Raw genomic sequence first — 20,043 nt, 5'->3', positions numbered from 1 at the left:
GCATGCCTTTGCCCCCCTCTGCTGCAGACCACATCCAGGACCTTGGCGCCTACGTCAGCGCGTCGCCGTCGAGCTTCCACGCTGCGCATGAGGGGGGCAGGCGGCTGGAGGAAGCCGGGTTCACCCGCCTGGACGAACTGCAGCCGTGGGAGGGGGGCCCGGGCTCCTTCTTCATCATCCGCGACGGCGCCCTGATCGCATGGGTCGTCCCCGAGGGTGCCGGCGCTGCCACCGGGTTCAACATCCTCGGCGCGCACACGGATTCGCCGTCCTTCAAGCTCAAGCCCAGGCCCACCACCGGTGCGCACGGCTGGCTCCAGGCGGGGGTGGAAATCTACGGCGGCCCCCTGCTGAACTCCTGGCTGGACCGCGAACTGCGGCTCGCGGGCCGGCTGGTCCTGCTTGACGGCACGGAGCACCTGGCTGCCACCGGACCCCTGCTCCGCTTCCCGCAGCTGGCCATCCACTTGGACCGCGCGGTGAACGAGGGCCTCACCCTGGACAAGCAGCGCCACATGAACCCGGTGTGGGGGCTGGGGAATCCTTCCGATTCAGACCTGCTGGGCGTCCTGGCGGCCTCGGTTGCCGGAGCCTCCGTCGATCCGGGCCAGATTGGCGGATACGACGTCGTCATCGCGGACACGCAGGCGCCCACGGTTTTCGGGGGCAAGGGGGAGTTCTTCGCATCAGGGCGGTTGGACAACCTTTCGGCCACGCACGCCGGGCTGGCCGCGTTGATTGCCCATGCCGCCTCCGGCGCCGCCGGTGGGCCGGTTGCTGTCCTGGCCGCCTTCGACCACGAGGAAATCGGCTCCAACTCCCGCTCCGGCGCGTGCGGACCAATCCTTGAAGATGTGCTGGTGCGCATCTCCGATGGGCTGGGCGCCACGGTGAGCCAGCGGCGGCAGGCCCTGGCGGCGTCGTTCTGCCTCTCTGCCGACGCCGGGCACGCCGTCCACCCGAACTACCCCGAACGGCACGACCCCGCCAACCACCCAGTGCTGAACGGGGGTCCGCTCCTGAAAATCAACGCCAACCAGCGCTACGCCACTGACGCGTTCGGAGCGGCGTTCTGGGCCCGTCTCTGCGGCGAAGCGGAGGTTCCCTACCAGGAGTTCGTGTCCAACAACGTGGTGCCCTGCGGCTCCACCATCGGCCCGCTCACCGCTACGCGGCTGGGGATCCAGACCGTGGACGTAGGTGTGCCGCTGCTGTCCATGCACTCTGCCCGTGAGCTCTGTGGGGTGGAGGATCCCCTCCGCCTGGCCGCCGTGACCGAGCTGTTCTTCCGGACCCCGGCCAGGTAGACGACCGCGCGGTGATAGCGGGGCTGGTGGACCGTGCCTGCTTCAGGACCTCATCGCAAGCCTCCCCATCCGTATCCGTCGTGGTCGATCTCGTGCGCCGGGACACCAATCCAGGTTTCTCCCTCCGGCACGTTGCTCAACACCGCGGCCCCCATTCCCACGGTCGCGTAGGCCCCCACCGAGGTTCGCTCACGGACACTCGAATTCATCCCAAGGTAGGCGGCCCGGCCGATCCGGACTCCGCCGCCAAGCGACACTCCCGCAGCGAAAGTGGCGAAGTCCGCCACATCGTCGTCGTGCAGGAATGTCACCGACGGCATCGCAACCACGTGGCACCCCAAGGTGACGGAGGCAGTGAGCGTGACGTTCCGGAGCAGGATGCTGCCCCTCCCCACCGAGCAGCCCTCCGGATATTGCACGGTTGGGTCGACTGCAGTGGCATAGCGCGTCTCCCGGATGCCCAGCAGTTCCAGGCGGTCCACCACCGATTCCCTTTGCCGCCCGAATTCCATGCACACCAGCATGAAGGCGTGGGTGTACCTGCCGGCGTCCTCTACCGTGCCCAGCACGGGAGCACCGTCCACGGAAACCCCGGCCATTTCCCTGTCGTCGTCGAGCATGCCGACAACGTCGTATTGCCCGCTGCTTCGGACCATCGCCAGTACCTCCCGGGCAAGGCCGCTGGCGCCCACCAGAATCAGTTCGCTCATACACCGGCCTTGCCTGCTGGCAGCGCTCTCATGGTCGTTCCTTCCCGTCCCGGTTTCACCGGTGAGTGCCAAGGTAGCCACACCGGGAGCCCCGACGGCGAAGCTTTGGGTTTTTGTGTGGTTGGGAGGGCCACAGTGCGGAAACTGCGGGTTTTGTCCTTGTGGCTTCCCTACAGAACGGGCAGGACATAGGGCTGCGCGGCGGTGGTCCCCTTATCCGCGGCGAGGGCAGTCAGTTGCGCCCGGGACTCGACTCCGAGTTTCCGGTAGATGGTGGTGAGGCGTACCTCCACAGTGCGCACGGATACGTACAACGTGGCGGCAATTTCCTTGTTGCGCATCCCTCTCGCCACCATCTTGGCCAAGGCGCGCTCGTCGTCGCTGAGCATCAGCATGGCCGGATTGCCCTGTGGGCGGACAGGCTCCATGCGTTCGTCCAGGAGCAGGGCATCCAGGTGCCGGGTCCACGCATCCGCCCCTGCCTCGTCCAGCATGACTTTTGCCCTCAGCAGCGCATCCCGGGAGTCGCGCAGTCTGCCAAAAGCGTGCAGGCGTTCCGCGTAGCACATCAACGTCCTGGCGCGTTCGAGCCTGTTCGCGGTCCTGGTTTCGGCGGCCTGGCTGAAGAGCTGGAGCGACTGCTCACCGTCCGCCAGCATCGCGCGGCTGCGCGCCACCGCCATCATCAGCCACGGCGACTTCAGCCCCACGGAGCGGCTTTCCAGGCGCAACAATGCCTGGGTTGCCTCGTTGTGCCGTCCCAGGCGGACCAGTGCCTCCACCAGGTCCGCCTCACAGCGCAGGAGGGTTGGGTTGCCAAACTCCATACCGATCTCGGCAGCCCGTGACAACTGGGCCACGGATTCGGCCAGGTCACCCCTCAGCAGTGCGAAGTGGCCCTGGCAGGCCGCAATCTGCGCCAAGAGGCCGGGGTGGCTGTCAGCCGCAGCCCACCGGAGCGCCTCCGCAGCGCAGACGCGGGCCTGTGCGTCGTCACCCAGGGAGTACGCACGCCAAACCCTGAAGAGGTGAAGCAGTCCACGGTAGTAGGCGGCCCCAGGTTCCGACCTTTCGAGTTCGTTGATCAGCCTGACCGCCGCACGAACATTGCCTGCGCGGACTTCGTTGTCCACAGCCATGAAGGCCGCCGTTTCCCGACAGTTACGGTGGTCCGGTTCTGTCGAACTGCGCAGCAGGGCAAAGGCTTCGTTGGCGCTTTCGTAGTGCTCTGCATAAGTGAGGGCCCGCGCACGCACCAGGAGGCCGGCAACCCCGGCCGTCCTGGTCTGTTCGTGCTTCCGCCCAAGGGCGGTCGTGTCACCGCTCAGGGTGTCGATCAGCAGCCTGGCATGCTCTGCCATGGCGAGGGAGTGCGTGGAAGCCGAACCTTGGAACGTGCTGCCCTGCTGCAGGAGGTCCGATGCTTCCTGAAGTTCCCACCGTTCGGCGAAGTAGAGGGCGCAGGTGGCCAGAAGGCCGGCGGAATAGGAGGGGTCCTGATGTCCGAAGTCCTTGACAAGCCGAAGCACGGTGCTGGACCGGACCGAGGCCCCCTGGACAAATTGGATCTTAAGGGACAGTCCGCTGAGCCGGAGGATCAGTGCGTGGTCACGGGTAACCCGCTTCGCCCATTCCAAATAGCGCTGCGCATAGACGAATTCGCCGTGGTTGAACAGCAGCTCGGCGATGCTGGTAAGGGGCGCGGCGGTTTCCGGTTCCCCGGGATTAATGGCGAGGGCGCGCTCGATGTGTTCGACTGCGAAACGCACGTCCCCATCCCGGATCAAGTCCTCAGCATGGCCGAGCAACTCAAACGGGGTGTTCCGGTCCAGGGCGATGTAACTCAGGTGCCACCTGGCCGCGTACGGGTCGGTGGCTTTGGCTGCTTCCGCCAGGGCCTGGTGGTTGGCCGTCCGGACTGCCGGCGCCATGGCCGAGAATACGTATCCCCGCAGGAGTTGGTCCACGACCATCAGATGCGGTCCGGACCGGTTCACCATTCCGGCGGCCAGTAACTCGTCGACGCTCGTCCACACTTGCGGAGCAATGTCCCTGACCGTCGAAATGTCGCTGCGGAATGACAGCGCAAGCAGGTCCAGGACGCTGCGCGCGCCGGCGGATAACGTGCCGACAGCTGTGGCGAACTCTGCGTCAAAGCTGCCCGTGGAGGGCAGCGGGACGGGCAGGGCGTACTGGCCTTCGGTGTGCCGGTCCAGCAGCAGCCCGTAAAGGTCGACGGCGGCACGGGGGTTCCCACCGGCGGCTGCGGCAACTGCGTGGGCTGCCGCCGTCGTGGTCCTTTTGGCCGGGATGCCCTCCAGCATCCGAACGGTGTCGCTGTCGCTGAGGGGGCCAAGGCGGAGGACCGGAAGGCCGCTGAACTGGCTCTCCGGAGACTCATCCCGTAAGCCGGCAACCAGGACGATGTCCGTTCCGGTCAGGCGCCGGGCCATGAACCCAATGACTGCCTGGCTGCACGCGTCCAATCGGTCGGCATCGTCTATGACAATCACGGTTCGGGATGTGGAGCGCTCGTGCAGTCCGTTGATCAGCATGCTGGAGACTGCGGGTACGCTCATTGCCCCGGTGGTGTCCTGCAGGAGCCTTTCGGCAATCCGGTTCAGGACCGGATCATCCATGTCGTAGAGGAGCGCCGTTATTCCGGACAATGCCCAATCCGATTCAGCAGCAGTGGCTGCCAAGAATAAGGTCCGGTAATCGGAAAGGGTGGGAATCTCTGAAAGAAGAGCGGATTTACCGATGCCCCTGCGGCCAACCACGGCCAGGGCGCTTTCCTTGGGGCCGCGGATGACCGAAAGGATTCGGTCCAGATCTTTGCTTCGGCCGATAAGCGCCATGGCGTCCCCAATTCGTCAAAGAAGGAGACCGCATTCTTGCACTGCCGGTTAGGTCCCGGCTCCCGCTCCCCAGAGCGCTTCTGCCGGTACATGCGAATATAGCCCGGCAACCAGCGGACGCACCACACCCCGTGCCGCTGGATTGCATCAAGATTGACCCCCGTGATTGATCAAGACCTGTCAGGGGCAGCCGGCTCGGGCCGGCTCTCCGTCCTTAAAGGAAGGAATTCCGGCCTGCCGTGTAACGGCTGGCCGGAACCCCTCCCTGTTCCATATTCAGTTATGCGTTCCCGTTAGGCGGCCGGCTTGAGCGCTGTACGCCAGGCCGCCACAGCCCGCGCGGCACTAAGGGTCCAGGTGGCTGTTCCGCTGGCGCCCGCGGTCGGCTGCGGTTTGTCCGCCAACTCCGCAATTTGGCCTGCCGCAGCCTCCCAGCGCTCGGTCCAGCCGGAAGGCGGGGTCCCCACCGGTGAACTGCAGTCACATGCCACTCCGCCGATCAGCATGGCACCGTTGGTTGCCGTCGTAACGCTGCCCACCGTGATGCTGGTGGCCGAGTAGCTGGTGTCGGCGGCAGTAACCACTGAACTGTCCAGTGGTGTGGTGTTGTTGACGCCGCGGTAGGCTGTGATGCCGCCGCCCCACTTGGCCGCGGAGCTGAGGGTCCAGTTGTACGTTGACGGATCCGAGGCACCCACCACCTTGTAGTACGCGAACGACCGTGCCCCTGATGTGGACGAACTGTTGATCGACTGGCCGTTGACGATTGCCGTCCAGCCGGCCGGGGCGGTCAAGGACGGGTTGAGGTCCGTGGTGATGGCCGCGACCAGGACGTCCCCTGCAGCGGTGCCGGTGGGAACCGGTAAAGCGGCGGTCGTCACGGCGGTTCCCGAGTTTGCCGTGCTGGAGTTCACCACGGTGATCCCCCCGGTTGCCGGGGGAGGGGTGGTCCCTACGCTAATCGTGGTGCTTGCCGAGGACGAGCCGCTGCTGTTGGTCGCCGTCAGCTTGGCCGTGTAGGTGCCCGCCGCCGTGTACGAATGGGTGGCATTCTGCGCGGTGGATGTTCCGCCGTCGCCGAAATCCCATGCCCAGGAGGTGGGCGCATTCGTGGAGGTGTCAGTGAAGGTGACGTTCAGTGGCGCGGTGCCCGAAGTGGGATTGGCGGTGAACGAAGCAACGGGTGCCTGACCCGCGGGGGGCGCGGTGCCCAGCGGCCGGTCCGAGAACCAGTAGCGCTTGGCCACATTGTCGCTGGCCATGGCTACCAGACCGGTGGTGTTGTTCACGCTCTGTTTGCTGGTGGTCACGTCATTGATGTTCGACGACGACGCAGCCTGCATGATCGGTGTTCCGCGTCCGGACCCAAAGACAGGGTTGTCCATGGACGCGGTCTTCTCGTAGATGCTGCCCGCTACGCCGGAATAGGCACAGCCCGAAACAGACGTGGGCGGTGCGGTGTGAAACTCCCGCACCAGGTTGTTCTGGGTGTCCAGCACGATCTGCGGACGAGATACGCAGTCGCCGGTCGCGGCAATGGTGGACTGCGTGAACGCCCCCGTGCCTGGCTTGAAGACCAGGAGGATCAGCTGCGGCAGGGTCTTGTCACTGGAGATGTCGTTCAGGCTCGTCTTGACCGCCGCAAAGACCCGGCCGCTGGTGTCGGCCTGCAGGGTCTTGAGGTTCAGGTGGTCATCGGACTGGCCGTTCCCGCGCAGGGCGGGCTGGACTTTCCAGGACGACGCCGCGGCATCCGAATCCTTGTGCGTTGCCCACCAGACCGTATTTGCCAGATGGTCGCTCCACATGACGCCCACCTGGCCGTTGCCGAAGGCCACCACGGCCGAGATGTCGTCCGGAGCAGGGTGCGGGTTGCTGACGGGAAGGACAAACGGTGTACCCCAGGAGGCCCCGCTGTTGGTGGCGGCGTTCATGTACACCGTGTTGGTAAATCCGGACGTTGAGTTCCCCGCCACTTGTGTCCAAGTGGCCCAGACCCTGCCGGTGGTGTCCTTGTCAATGGTCATGGACTCACTGGAATTGTTGGTGATGGTGGTGGGGAAGCCGCTGTCCAGCGTGTACTTGCCGCCCGCATAGCTGTACCGGTAGAGCTTCGCCGGCGAGCCGGAGAGGGATGGATTGGGAGTCCCGTCACCGGTGATGGTCACGACGTGCGAAGCGATGTAGAGGTGGGATCCGTCCCACAGCGTGTCCGCCAGGGTGGTGCCCCTGGTGTCGTTGACCACTCCGGTGTCCACCCAGGTCTTGGTTGCCCGGTCCAGCCGGAAAATGCTCCAGCCCGTTCCGGACTTCCACATATCCGCCCACCAGGAGCCGTCATTGAACCACAGCTTGCTCTGTGGCTTGTCCGAGGTTGGCGGATTGGACACTCCTGAGTAGGCAATGCTCTGGGTGCCGTAAACGGTGTCGGCCACGGCCGCGCCCGGCAGGCCGAGGACGGAGGCTGCAAGGACCAGGGCAACGCCGAGGGCCTGGCCTGTTCTTCTGAGAAGATGGGTGCGTCTGAGCTTCATAACGGAACTCCTGGGGCATAGGAAACAAAGTGGGGGAACGTCCGCCCGTTGGCCCAGTCCACAACAGCCCTTCAGCCCCCAAGTACCGAGAAGCGTATGCCCGGTCCCCCGTCGGGGCAATGTAGGTGACTTACCTAAAAAGGGGTTTTCCGCATCCCCTACCCAACGCTTTTTGGGTCTTCCGCAATCCCCTATACCTAATGAATTCCACCGTCCCCGAGCCCTTTACTTGCCCAACAGGGGTAAACCCTAGGTAAAAAGCGAGTACCTACTACTCGTGATACCCGCATTAGGTAGGGGGTAGTCTTCCGGAACGGCCAGAGGATTGGCGGTGGGTTGCTGGGGGACAGCGACCAGACCCATGACCGGATTAAGCGTTGATGCCGCGGCCAAATGGCCGGCGGGCATTGTCAAGAATCCGAACTGTCATGAAGTGGTGAGGCAATTGTCGATTTCGCCCCAACTTCCAGCTCTGTTTTCGGAGCCGGGACTCTTATCTCCACAAGCCTCAATCAGCGTGGTCATCCCCACCTTGAACGAGGAAAAGAACCTTCCCTGGGTTCTTCGCCGGATGCCCTCCTATGTCGATGAAGTGATCATCGTGGACGGGCGTTCTCAAGACAACACCGTAGAAGTGGCCAAAGCACTGCGTGCCGACGTGGTGGTGGTTAACGAAACCCGTAAAGGGAAAGGTGTGGCACTCCGCGCCGGCTTTGCGGCCGCAACCGGGGACATCATCGTGATGCTGGACGCGGACGGAAGCATGGACCCGCAGGAGATCGGCTGGTTCGTTGCCCCGCTCCAGCACGATTTCGATTTCGTCAAAGGTTCCCGGCACGTAACCGGTGGCGGGTCCGAGGACCTGACCCGGCTGCGGAAAGCCGGCAACAGGGCGTTGACCGGACTTGCGAACGCTGTTCTGCACAGCAACTACTCCGACCTCTGCTACGGGTACATCGCCTTCCGGCGTGAATGCCTGGAGGTCCTTGAACTGCAGTCCGACGGCTTTGAGATCGAAACCGAGCTCATTGTTCGCGCCGCAAGGGGGGGCCTGCGGATCGCCGAAGTGCCCAGCCTTGAGCTGGACCGCATCTCAGGGGCATCCAACCTCCAGACGTTCCGCGACGGGTGGCGGGTGCTGCATACGCTGGCCCGGGAATGCACGCTCTGGGAGGCGCCCACGGCCGGTGCCCGGCCCGAAGCGCTTCGCCGCGTGAAGTACACCTACTCCAACGTCCGGTTCCCGAGGCTCCCCGTGGATCCGCACAGCGTCCTCGCGCCGGCAGTGAAACCGCAGGACACCCGGATTGCGACGGCGGTGACGCAGCATGCTTGACCGCGCCAAGCCGCTGTCCGTGACAGTGGTGATCTGTGCCTACACCTCAGGGCGGTGGGGCATGCTGCTGGACGTCATCGAATCCGTCCGCAACCAGACGTTGTCCCCGGACCAGGTCCTGGTTGTCATCGACCACAACGAAGATTTGTACGAGCGGCTCGTCGAGATCGTCGACGACGTTGCCGTAGTCGAGAGCACAGGCCTTCCGGGCTTGTCCGGGGCCCGGAACACCGGCGTCGGGCTCGCTGAATCGGACATCGTCGCCTTCCTTGACGACGACGCCGAGGCCGCGCCGGACTGGCTGGAACGGCTGGTTGCGCTGTACGACGACCCCGACGTCCTGGCCGTGGGCGGGAAAGTTGTCCCCCTGTGGGAATCCGGCCGTCCGGGCTACTTCGCCGAGGAACTGGACTGGATCGTCGGCTGCAGCCACCGCGGCCTGCCCCGGGTGGCGTCGGAGGTCCGCAACGTCATCGGCGCCAACATGTCCTTCCGGCTTGAGGTGCTGCGGCAGGTGGGTGGCTTCAACCAGTCCCTTGGCCGCAAAGGCACCTTGCCGCTGGGATGCGAGGAGACCGAAATCTGCATCCGCTCGCGGATGGGAATGCCGGGATCCCGCATCGTCTATGAACCCGCGGCACTGGTCCACCACCACGTGCCCGCCTCCCGCGGAACGTGGCGCTACATGCTGTCCAGGTCGTGGTCGGAGGGACTGTCCAAAGCACAGGTCAGCCAGCTCGTAGGCCACAAACGGGCGCTGGGACCGGAACGCCGCTATGTCCGCAGCGTGCTTCCCCGCGCGGTGTTCACCGGCCTCAAATCCTGGGGGCGCGAGGGCAGCGCCGATGGGCTGGGCCGCGCCGGCGCGGTAATCGCGGTCCTGGCCTGCACAGCCGCCGGATACTTCCAGGGACGCCGCCTCCAGCATTGGACAGGCCCCGAAGAAGAGGGCCAGGTCCTGGCCCCAGCCGGCGGCCAGTGGAGGGAAGTCCAATGAGCGAAGGCGCCAGCCAGGTGCTCGAGGAGCTCCAGGGCGAGGCACTGATCCTGGTGCCCGCCATGGAGTCCCGGCTGCCCCCGGCGTGGCCGGGGGCAAGGTGGATCGGGTCGGTGGACCTGGAGGACCTTGCGGACTGCTCCCGCTTTGAACTGGAGAACCATGCTGGATACGAACGGGCACGGCTGCTGGTGCGCGCGTCGGGGGCTGTGCGGGGATTTGTCGATGTGCCGTCGCCGGCGGGAATCGTGGACCGGGCTGTCTTCGAGGACGCCCTGGCGGCACTGCCTTCAGTTCCGTCATTTCCCGCGGCGGTAGCCGCTCCGCACATCACGGTGGTGGTCTGCACGAGGGATCGCACCGAGCAGCTGCGCGGTGCGCTGATGACAATCCTCGCACTGGATTACCCGCATTTTGACGTCGTCGTGGTGGACAACGCGCCGGCAACGCACGCCACGGAAGAACTGGTGTGCCAGGAGTTCCGGGACCTGCGGGTACGGCTGGTGACGGAACCCGTTCCGGGCCTCTCCCACGCCAGGAATACCGGCCTCCGCCACGCACGGGGAGATCTCGTGGCCTTTACGGACGATGACGTGGTGGTGGACAGGTCCTGGTTGCGGGAAATCGCGGCGGCGTTCGATGCTGTCCCGGGGGCGGCATGCGTGACGGGCCTGGTTCCGGCGGGGGAACTCCGTACACCTGCCCAAGGCTACTTCGACTCCAAGGTCAGCTGGTCACGGAGCCTGGTTCCGCAGGTCTACTCGCTGGCAGACCCGCCCGCCGGACTTCCGAAATTTCCCTTCAGTCCCGGAGCCTTCGGGACGGGGGCCAACTTCGCGCTGAGGCGCCAGGCAGCCCTCCGACTTGGCGGCTTCGATCCCGCCCTGGGGGTCGGAACCCCAACCGGAGGCGGCGAGGACATTGACATGTTCACCAGGGTGATCCTCGAAGGACACGCCCTGGTGGTCCAGCCGGCGGCCATTGTCTGGCACCGCCACAGGGACGGGCTTGAAGACCTCCGGGTGCAGGCCCGCGGCTACGGAAACGGGCTGGGGGCCTGGATGACCAAGGTCATGATGGACCCGCGGACGGCAAGGCTGGCGCTGGCCAGGAGCTGGGGGGTGGGCCTTGAGTTCTTCAACCACCGCCCGCGTGCCGTCCAGCCCGCGCTCCAGGGCCCCCCGGTCCATGGGTCCCCTGAGGCGCAGGCCGCCAGGCTCGTCTGGCTGCAGCTGCTGGCTGTGGCGTTCGGACCCTACAAATATCTGCAGGCGCGCAGGGCCGCGGGCAGCTAAGGCAACAGTCAGCATGTGTGCTGGTCGCGGAGGCCCGCTCCGTCAGCGGCAAGAACTATCCAGGAGTTGAAACAGTATGGCGCTTCTCATCAGGGGTGACGTGTCCGGCCCGATGAACTCCCGCACTTCACGGTGGCACGGGCCAGGCTATGCCGAATACGTCCTGGCCCTGCTCGCTGCCGTGACGGCGTTTCTGATCCTGTTCGACGTCGGCGGTGAGTCCATCGCGGGCGCCAAAATCCTGGTGTGCCTCGCCATCCCGGGCTGGGCCCTGGTGCGCTGGGTCCGCCACGTGGATCCTGTTGCACGCCTGGTCTTCACGATCGTTGCCGGTGCAACTGCCTTCGCCCTGACCGCTGCCGTTATGGGGTGGCTCCAGCTCTGGAATCCCCGGCCCGCCGCCGTCGGCATCCTGATTGCAGCTGTGGCTGCCCTGCTGGTACCAGGCCCACGCACCCCGTTGCCCTCCGTTGTCCGGCTGCAACGCCCGCAGCCCGGCACCTATGTGCCCTGGCTGGTTTTCGTGGGTGCCATGGTCATGTGGGCGGCGACGCTGGGATTGACGAACCCGCACTTGGGTGATCTCGGGCTCCTGGCCGCGTTCCCGGTCACCTGGTACGTTTCGCTGGCGCTGGTTGTCGCGTTGTGCATCTGGAGCACCGCCCGTCCCGGCCGGCATTCCGGATGGCTTCCGGGAGCCTCGCTCACCGGGCTGGTGGTCATCCTCTATTCATCTGCCGGCCTGCTGACCAGCGTCCCGCGGCTGCCCTGGACGTACAAGCACATCGCCGTGACAGACCTGATCCAGAGCACCGGCCAGTTCGACCCGAATATTGACATCTACAACCGCTGGCCCGGGTTCTTCCTGTTCAGTGCGTTCGTTGGCGAATCCGGCGGCTACAAGGATGCCCTGTCCTACGCGGGATGGGCGGAGCCGGTGTTTGCGCTGATGAACGTGGCACTGGTCCTCGCAATTGCCAGGACCCTGACGAAGAACCGCCGCATCTCCTGGACCAGTGCGCTGGTCTTTGCACTTTCAAACTGGCTGAACCAGAACTACTTTTCGCCGCAGGCCTTTGCCTACACCCTGCACCTGACCATGTGCCTGGTGATTCTCACCTTCCTTCGCGGAAGCCCGGCCGCCTGGGTGGTGTCGCTCGAGCAGAGGCTGGCAACCCGGTTCTCCAAATCCGCGCCGGAACCTGAAGAGACCAGGTCCTTCAGCGGCCGCCAGCAGGCACTGGCAGTGGCTGCCGTCCTGGTCCTGCAGGCGATGATCGTCATGAGCCACCAGTTGACGCCCTACCTGGCCATCCTGGGGTTGTTCCCGCTCTTCATCGCCCGCTACTTTAAGCCCGCGTGGCTCGCCCCGGCGCTCCTGTTGATGGCCTTGCTCTACCTCCTTCCCAACGCGGAGTTCGTGAAGGAAAAGTACGGCCTGCTGAGCGGCTTCGATTTCCTGGCGAACGCCGGCTACAAGAGCGTGGCCGGCGGACCCGGACCGTCCCTCCTGTCCGGCCGGTGGCTGGCCAGGGAGGCGCTGGCCCTGTCCCTGTTTACTGCCCTGCTTGCCGGGTTGGGCTTCCTCCGCAACTTCCTTCGCGGCCACGTCCGCACCACCCTCCTCGTGGGGACGCTCGCGGCAACACCCATCATTGGGCTGTTCGGAACGTCCTACGGCGGGGAAGGCAGGCTTCGGGTCTTCATGTTTGCCCTTCCGTGGCTCTCCATCGGCGCAGCCTGGCTCTTCTGGTCCGGCAAGCGCCCCGGCAGGAAGGCGGTTGTGGGGGCAGCGTCCGCGATCTCGGTAATGGCGGTGCTCTTTACCACCGTGTATTTCCAGAACGAGGCCAACGTACGGGTACCGGCGGCAGACGTGGCTGCCAGCCGCTGGCTGGATTCGAACGTCCAGCGCGGTGACGCCGTGGTGGAGACCAACTACCACCTGCCGCTGCTCATCGGCTCGCACTACTCCTTCTTCCTCCGCAGCGGCCAAATGGTTTCCGTTGCACCGAAGCTGCACAGCGCGGGCCCGCCGTTTACGGGTGACGACATGCTTGCCTACGTTGACAAGACCCGGGCCGCCGCCAAGCTGAGGCCCTCGGACCGCATCTTCGTGGTGGTCTCCGACCTGCAGCAGCGCACGTCCACCGGCGTTCTCCGGAAGTTCCCCACGGATGTCCTCGTCCCGCTTGAGCATGACCTGAACGTCGCACGGGGCACCGAGCTGGTTTTTGAAAACAAGTCCGTGAGGATTTACGAGGTTACCCGTGCTGACTGGGGAAAATAGGGGACGGGTGTACCAGCTGTCGCTGATCACCGTGACGTCGTTGTCCATCGTCGGGGCTGTCCTGCTGGCGCTTCAGGGGGACTCCTCCAGGGTGACCGAAGCGCCCAGGGGGAACCTGCCCTCGTGGCGCCAGACGATGGTCCAGGACTTCGATGTACCTGCTCCTTTGGGAGCCGTGGGCCAGGTGTACGGCCCCGACATGAGAGGTTATGCCGGGTTTTCCGATTCCTCGGGCTATGGCACGTATACCCCCGACGATGTCCTTTCGGTACACGACGGCTACCTGGACTTCTACCTCCACTATTCGAACAACAGGCCCCGGGTGGCCAGCGCCATACCGTTCGGTTACACCGGCCAGACCTATGGAAGATACTCTGTGCGGTTCCGCTATGACTCCATCCCGGGCTACAAGATCGCGTTCCTCCTGTGGCCTGCCAGCGACAACTGGAACGAGGGGGAAATCGATTGGCCGGAAGGGGGCCTGGACGGATCCCTCTACGGGAACTCCGCGATCAGGGGGACCCGGACGTCCAACGGCATGCAGTTTGATCCCGGGGACCGGAAATACTCTTCGTCCAGCCCGGGCCAGTGGCATGTAGCCACCATCGAATGGAAGCCCGGCCTGGTGCAGTGGTTCCTGGATGACCAACTGGTGGACCAGACAACCAAACCCAAAGGCGTACCCCATACGCCAATGCGCTGGACTCTCCAGGTGGAAACGGCCGACGACGCCACCAGTACTTTTCCCGCGACGGACGTTGCCGGGCACATACAGGTCGATTGGGTGGTGCAGTATGCGTACACACGGTAAACAAGGCTGTGGCCGCCGCTGCGGCTGGAACCGGTTCGGGGGATTGCACCATGGATACGGCAAGTGACCTGCCCGTTCCCCGGGAGCCGGGGAACGCCTCCCGTACAGTCGGGGACGCGGCGCCGGGAAGCGACCAGATCCATCCCGTGGTGGCTAAAGCGTTCCGGGTCCTCGACGCGGCAGGGCTGCCATGGCTCCTGGTCCGGGGCTGGGACGATCTGGCCCTGCCCCGGGGAGACGTGGACATCCTCGTGGACAGCCGGCTCCTTCCCCGGCTGGACGCCTTGATGGCGGACGCGGGGTTCTGCCGCGTCGTGGCCTGGGGCCATGGCAGCCACAGATTCTACTTCTGCTACTCCGCGGACGCAGGCGCGTGGATCAAGCTCGACATTGTCTCGGCCCTGGCGTTCGGCCCCCGCCAGCAGTGGCGTACGTCCTGGGCACCCCGGTGCCTTCGGCGCCGGGTCCGCCATGGCTCCTGCTGGGTGCCGGACCCGTCAGACCAGGCGTGGCTGCTGCTGCTGCACCTTTTCATGGACAAGGGCGGCGTCGCGCAGGAGCGTCAGGAGGGCGCCCGGGCGGCTGCCAGGGTGGCGGCCGACGGCGGCCGGATGGCGGAGTCGGTCAGGCGCAGGGTGGGTGCGGGGCTGGCGACCGACATGTTGAACCTGGTCCTGGCAGGACGGTTCGAGGAAGCGCCGGCCATTGCGGCCCGGATGAGGGCTTCCTGGAGTGGCAGTTTCAGCTCCAGGTTCATATCAGCAGTCAACGGAACGTTGAGGCACGCCGGTGCCCGGGTGCAGGGGCACACTCCCTTGTTGGGCGTCATGGCTCCGGACGGGGCCGGTAAAACCACACTGTTGAACGGCCTGCATGCCGACGTTCCCCTGCCCACCAAGTACGTGTACATGGGCCTGTGGGGGGCGGGGCCGTGGGATGCCGTGCTCAACCGGATACCGGGCGGACGAACGGCCAAGAAGGTTTACCGGCTGGTGCGGGGCGGCCTCCTGGCCAGGTTCTACCGGGCCATGGGCAAGGTGGTGCTGATGGATCGCGTGGCGTATGACGCCTTGCTCGGCGGCTCCTCCCGCGGTCCGCTTGCGGCGATCAGCAATGCGCTCGCCCTGGCCGTGATCCCCGCCCCTGATGTCCTTCTGGTGCTCGATGTCCCCGGCGACGTCATGTTTGAGCGGAAGGGCGAACACAGCCCGGAGGTCCTGGAATCGTGGCGGAACGACTACCTCGAGTTGGCCGGCCGGCTCCCCGCCAGCAGGGTGGTCGATGCAGCCCAGCCGGCGGACGTGGTGCAGCGCGTCGCAACCGGCATCGTGTGGGAAATCTTCGCAGGCGGCGCCCAAAAGGCAACAGGTGGCACCCCTCCACCGCCGGCCTCGGCTGCCAGCCGGCTGCCCCAGGCCGGTCCCGCCCCGGAAGCCGTCGCAGGGGAGGCCCTCGCCCTGCATCTTTGGCGGTTCCTGGACTGGCGGTTCCTCCTTCCCGTCCTGCAGCCGCGCGCGCTTGGTTTCGGCGGGAGCCTCAGCCCCGAGGCGCAGGCGGCCCTGCGGCTGCTGGACCCGGAAGCCGTGCGCCTGGCGGACCCGGAAACCGTAGCCGGCGGCAGGACGTGCGACGTGGTGCTGCTCGCCTCGCCCGGCCGTGGCCAGCTTGACAGTGCAGGACTGGCATTGGAGCCCGGAGGCTGGATCTGCGTCGAAGCCAGCCGGTCCCTTCTCCAGCGCTCGGGTCCGCGCACGCTGAGGGGCTGGAAGAGGACGCTGGAACGCCGGGGGTACCGGGACATCGCCCTTTACTGGAACGCACCCAACCGCCAGCGCACTGCACGGCTGGTACCGGTGCAGTCCCGCGTGTCCATCCGCGACACCCTCGGTTTGCGGAAAGATGTGCGTTTCGGGGCGCTGAAAGCTGCGGCGGTCCATACTGCACTGGCCCTGCGCGTCTTCGACCTCCTGGTGCCGGAGGGCACCATCACCGGGCGCCGGCCCGAAGGGAAGGAGCAGCCGTGAATTTCGTGGACCAGTTCCTGCAAGACCACTATGACGAGTTGGCCCTTGACGGGTACGGCCTGGGGAAGCGCTGGGAGACGCTGCTCCTGACGCCGCGCTTTGCGACCTCACGGCATGTAGTGGCCCTGATCTTCCCTGCCCGGCACACCGAGCCGGCCCTGGTGGTAAAGGTGCCCCGCCAGCCCGGCGACAACACCGGAGTCCGCCGTGAGGCTGCCATGCTGGCCCAACTCTCTGCCGTCGTCGACAGCCCGGGCGCCGGTGTTCCCCGGCTGGTGGGGATCCGGGACATGGGTGCCTACACGGTCCTCGTCGAAACCGCCCTGACCGGGACGCCCCTCGACCCCAGGGCAGTGGCGGCGGACCTTTCCTCCGCCGTAGCCACCGGAACCGAGTTCGTCGGGGCACTTCCCTGCACCCGTCCCGCCGCGGACAACGTGGACTGGTACCAGCGCACGGTCAGGGATCCGCTGGCGGCGCTCGAGGCCTTGTCCGGGCAGGATGCGCAGACCTGTGAACTGGTTGAGCGCACGCACGCCGTCCTCGGGCCCCTTCAGCGCGCGCAACTGCCCGCGGTGATCGAACACGGCGACCTGAGCCACCCCAACCTGCTGGTTAAGCCTGGCGCTCCCCTACAGGTCATGGATTGGGAACGTTCCCTTACCGGCGGTGTCCCCGGGCACGACCTGGTGTTCTATCTGCAGTACTTAAGCGAGTCCAGTGAACAGGCGTTCGTGAGGGAGGCCCAGCTTGCTGCCTTCGACAAGGCGTTTGGCCACGGCGGTTGGGCACATGGGCCGCTGTCACTCCACCTGGGAATGAGGGGAGTGGACGAATCACTGTTTCCCCTGCTGGTCATCGCAACCTGGGCCCGGTCCACGGCAACGCTCGCTGACCGCCTGGCGCAGGAAGCCGCACCTGGGCTTTCACAGGGCAACGAGAAAGTGCGCGCCACCCTCCTGGCGGACAGGGACTTCTGGCTGTGGCGGCATGCCCTGGACGCCCCCTAGGGCAAAACCGCAGGACGTGGGAAGCCTCAGGATGACCGGCCCTCTGCGTCGTCCGGCGTTTTCGGGTGGTGCCTGAAAAGGCCGAGTATCTCATCGTGCAGGTCCCGGTAGCCGAAGCGCAGCACAGCGTACGCCACCGCTATGCCGGCAACCACCATGGCAATCAGGGTGGGGACAGGGCCCAGCGCATGCCGGGCCAGGTTCAGAAGCCCCACCAGGGCGACTCCGGCGCCGCACAGCAGGCCGGGGGCGGCGGCCCGCATCAAGCGCCGCACCCTGGTTCCCATCACCTTGGCCGCCACAGCCTGCATGCCGAACGCAAAGACCACGGCGACCACCATCTGGGCGCACGCGACCCCCACTATGCCCCAGCGGGTGGCGAAGACCAGCGCCGGGAGGAGGACGGCAAGCCGGACCACGGAGATCCAGATGGAGAGCCCGGGCCTGCCAAGGGCTTTGTAGACATCATTGGCACCCGCGCCCAGGGACCGGGCCGCCGCGTACAGCGCGAGGAAGACCAGCGGGGTAACCGAGTCATCCCACCGCTGCCCGAACAGGACCGGCACCAGGACCGGTGCCACCACGGCGAGTCCCACTCCTGCCGTAATGCCGTACAGCGCCTGGACAGTGACGCTCTTCAAGTACCCGTCGCGCAGCCGCTGCCGGTCGCCGCGGACCTGCGTATACAGGGGAAACAGGACGGTGGAAAGTACAAAGAACACATTGAGGATCAGCGCTTCGGGCAGGCGGAAGGCAAGGGTGTAAAGGCCCAGCGCGTTGGCGCCAAGCATGATGCCGATGACCAGGTAGTCGACGTCGAAGATCGCCCTGGCCAGCATGGTGCTGCCTGCGACGGGAGCGCCGAAGCGGACATTCTCGGCAATGGCGCTCCTGCTCACGCGCCAGATCTGCCAGGGGGCCTCGTGACGGACCAGGAACCAGCAGGTGGCGGCGTAGGCCACCGATCCTGCGGCTGTTCCCACCGCGAGTGACCAGGCCCCGTGGCCGGTGAAGGCCAGGTAAAGGGTCACCGCTCCCATGGTCGCGGCGCGCAGCACCGGAGCGGCCGTCAGCTGCCGGAACTTGAGGTCGCGGCGCATGATCGCCTCGGGGACGGCTCCGCAAGCGGTGGCCAGCACGGAAACTCCAAGGACCTGTACCAGCGGAGCCACACCGTCCAGCCCGACGAGATCCTCCACGGTGTCCGCCGCAAGCACCGCCGCAACGGCCAGGACCGCCCCCAGGGTGACGGACAGCAGGAGGGCCGAGCGCGCTATGACCTGCGTCCTGGGCAGGTAGACCAGGGCCTGGCCCACGCCGGCGTCGGCAATGGTCTCCGCGTATGCCATAAGTACCAGCGCAAGGGCGACGAGGCCATATTCCGCGGGCGACAGCAGCCGAGCGAGCACCACCGTGGTCACCAGGACGATCACCCTGCCCGAGGCGAAGGCCAGCCCCTGCCACAGGGCTCCCCGGACCCCTTTGCGTTCCAGTTCCCCCGGCGCGTACGTCACGGTTGCCCGTTCGTCGGCGAAAGCCGGCCGGCCGGGGATGGGGAGGCCGCGGCCTCCCGTACTTCCGCCAGGTATTCGCCGGCCACGGTGTCCCATGACCGGACCTCTCCTGCCGGACCTCTCGCCGGAACGGCTGCAGGAGTCCCCTGCGGCAGTTCCGGCGCGGTGAGAAGTTCCACTATCCTGCGGACAAGCCGGTCCCGGCTGCCTTCCACGGTCATCAGCGGGTGCGCGGGCAGTTCCCTGGCCGCCACCGGGGTGGCCACCACGGGCAGCCCTGCAGCGAGGGCTTCCAGCACGGAGTTGCGGATGCCCACGCCATGTTCGTCGGGGAAGACTGCCACGTCCGACCCGTGGAAGACGTCCAGGATGGAGGGAACGTTTGCCAGGACGTCCACCCGCGGGCCGGCCAGTGCCTGGACCGCCGGTGTGGGCCGGCGCCCCGCGATGACAAACCGGGTGTTCGGAACTTCCTGCCACACCCGCGGCGCGATCGTCTTTACCAGAACGGTGGCGCTGTCCACGTTCGGGGCGTAATTCAGGCTGCCGGCAAAGCACACGACGGGTGTGCCACGCTCACGGCGGGTGCGGCTCCCCACCGCAGTTCCGTTGGGGATGCTCCTCACCGGGCAGCCCAGTTTTGCCGCCCACACGGCGGCATCCTGTGCCCCGACGGTCAGGAGGCGTGCCCGCACCGGCAGTTGCCGTTCAGCCCGTGCCGCCAGTTGTTCACGCAGCCGGTAGGCGGGCCGGAGCGTGTGCGCAATGGCGGTGTCCATGCCGGCGCGGATGGACCAGGGATCCACTGTTTGCAGCACCACGGGCCCGGACACCTGGTGGGACAGGAAAAGGGCGTGGGGGCCGTGGATGAGGGTGGCGTCCCTGCCTTGCGACAAACGTGCGGCTGCCGCGCGGGCGGAAGGGGTGTCACGGCGGTGCTTCCCCAGCCCCGCCAGGCCCCCCAGGGAGCGGACAAAGGCTGAAAGTTCTTCCCGGGGGGCCAGTTCGTAGACGGAGTCGCAGCGATCCCTGATTTCTGCAGGTACGGGGACCGGGCCGGAAAAAGTCAGCAGGGTGACGGCAACTTCTGCCGGAAGGTGCAGGATGACCTCGTACGGAATCATCGAGCTTCCGTCCCCAAGTTCCGGATCCCGGTTGGGCACGCTTTCCGTCACGTACAGGAGCCTCATTGCAAGAGTGTAATGGATCACACTTCCCATGGAGCGGTTGCTTTAGGCAACCTTGAGGAAAGCCGCGGGAAAGGGGGGTGCCTCTATGGTTTTCGTCAAGCCGCTGCGGGGTGGTTTCGTGGTTCCGGCTCCTGGTAGAGGGTTCCGTCTCGGAGCATGGCGAAGAG

13 protein-coding genes are annotated in these 20,043 nt (G+C 66.0%); 8 read left to right on the top strand and 5 right to left on the bottom strand.

Annotated elements, in window-relative coordinates:
• The first annotated feature begins 2 nt into the window (after positions 1 to 2).
• Positions 3 to 1,307, top strand: a complete 1,305-nt coding sequence (locus J2X98_RS04890; protein WP_307304940.1) for a M18 family aminopeptidase — start codon at positions 3 to 5, stop codon at positions 1,305 to 1,307.
• A gap of 50 nt (positions 1,308 to 1,357) precedes the next feature.
• Here the strand turns inward: J2X98_RS04890 and J2X98_RS04885 are convergent, their stop codons facing one another.
• From J2X98_RS04885 to J2X98_RS04875, 3 genes are all read right to left on the bottom strand, one after another.
• Entirely contained in the window at positions 1,358 to 2,017 is a 660-nt protein-coding gene (locus tag J2X98_RS04885; RefSeq protein WP_307304937.1) for a NeuD/PglB/VioB family sugar acetyltransferase, read from the bottom strand.
• 170 nt (positions 2,018 to 2,187) lie between these two features.
• Positions 2,188 to 4,875: a helix-turn-helix transcriptional regulator gene (locus tag J2X98_RS04880; RefSeq protein WP_307304934.1), complete on the bottom strand. Its 2,688-nt coding sequence runs from the start codon at positions 4,873 to 4,875 to the stop codon at positions 2,188 to 2,190.
• 293 nt (positions 4,876 to 5,168) lie between these two features.
• Positions 5,169 to 7,409: a PKD domain-containing protein gene (locus J2X98_RS04875; RefSeq protein ID WP_307304932.1), complete on the bottom strand. Its 2,241-nt coding sequence runs from the start codon at positions 7,407 to 7,409 to the stop codon at positions 5,169 to 5,171.
• A 517-nt stretch (positions 7,410 to 7,926) separates the two neighbouring features.
• Here J2X98_RS04875 and J2X98_RS04870 point away from each other — a divergent pair.
• The 7 genes from J2X98_RS04870 to J2X98_RS04840 all read left to right on the top strand — a co-directional run bounded on the left by J2X98_RS04870 (position 7,927) and on the right by J2X98_RS04840 (position 17,172).
• Positions 7,927 to 8,745, top strand: a complete 819-nt coding sequence (locus J2X98_RS04870; RefSeq protein WP_373460831.1) for a glycosyltransferase family 2 protein — start codon at positions 7,927 to 7,929, stop codon at positions 8,743 to 8,745.
• Positions 8,738 to 9,742 carry a glycosyltransferase family 2 protein gene (locus J2X98_RS04865; RefSeq protein ID WP_307304926.1) on the top strand — a complete coding sequence of 335 codons (1,005 nt, stop codon included), beginning with the start codon at positions 8,738 to 8,740 and terminating at the stop codon, positions 9,740 to 9,742. Before J2X98_RS04870 ends, J2X98_RS04865 begins: the two co-directional genes overlap by 8 nt.
• Positions 9,739 to 11,037: a glycosyltransferase family 2 protein gene (locus tag J2X98_RS04860; RefSeq protein ID WP_307304923.1), complete on the top strand. Its 1,299-nt coding sequence runs from the start codon at positions 9,739 to 9,741 to the stop codon at positions 11,035 to 11,037. The genes J2X98_RS04865 and J2X98_RS04860 overlap by 4 nt, the downstream gene beginning before the upstream one ends.
• Before the next feature lie 76 nt (positions 11,038 to 11,113).
• Positions 11,114 to 13,327, top strand: a complete 2,214-nt coding sequence (locus J2X98_RS04855) for a hypothetical protein (RefSeq protein ID WP_307304920.1) — start codon at positions 11,114 to 11,116, stop codon at positions 13,325 to 13,327.
• Between the two features lie 7 nt (positions 13,328 to 13,334).
• Entirely contained in the window at positions 13,335 to 14,138 is an 804-nt protein-coding gene (locus J2X98_RS04850) for a glycoside hydrolase family 16 protein (RefSeq protein ID WP_307304917.1), read from the top strand.
• A 50-nt stretch (positions 14,139 to 14,188) separates the two neighbouring features.
• Positions 14,189 to 16,162: a dTMP kinase gene (locus J2X98_RS04845; protein ID WP_307304914.1), complete on the top strand. Its 1,974-nt coding sequence runs from the start codon at positions 14,189 to 14,191 to the stop codon at positions 16,160 to 16,162.
• Entirely contained in the window at positions 16,159 to 17,172 is a 1,014-nt protein-coding gene (locus tag J2X98_RS04840; RefSeq protein WP_307304911.1) for an aminoglycoside phosphotransferase family protein, read from the top strand. The genes J2X98_RS04845 and J2X98_RS04840 overlap by 4 nt, the downstream gene beginning before the upstream one ends.
• Positions 17,173 to 17,198: 26 nt before the next feature.
• Here J2X98_RS04840 and J2X98_RS04835 read toward each other — a convergent pair whose 3' ends face one another.
• The gene (locus tag J2X98_RS04835; RefSeq protein ID WP_307304908.1) at positions 17,199 to 18,782 is read right to left on the bottom strand and encodes a lipopolysaccharide biosynthesis protein; all 1,584 of its coding nucleotides are present in this window, start codon (positions 18,780 to 18,782) and stop codon (positions 17,199 to 17,201) included.
• Positions 18,683 to 19,876, bottom strand: a complete 1,194-nt coding sequence (locus tag J2X98_RS04830; protein ID WP_307304905.1) for a glycosyltransferase — start codon at positions 19,874 to 19,876, stop codon at positions 18,683 to 18,685. Before J2X98_RS04830 ends, J2X98_RS04835 begins: the two co-directional genes overlap by 100 nt.
• Positions 19,877 to 20,043: the final 167 nt, after the last annotated feature.

Source organism: Pseudarthrobacter enclensis (assembly GCF_030811655.1).
Taxonomy (GTDB): Bacteria; Actinomycetota; Actinomycetes; order Actinomycetales; family Micrococcaceae; genus Arthrobacter; species Arthrobacter enclensis_A.
Note: the sequence above shows the minus strand (reverse complement) of the source record. Positions and strands in the feature narration are given on the sequence as shown.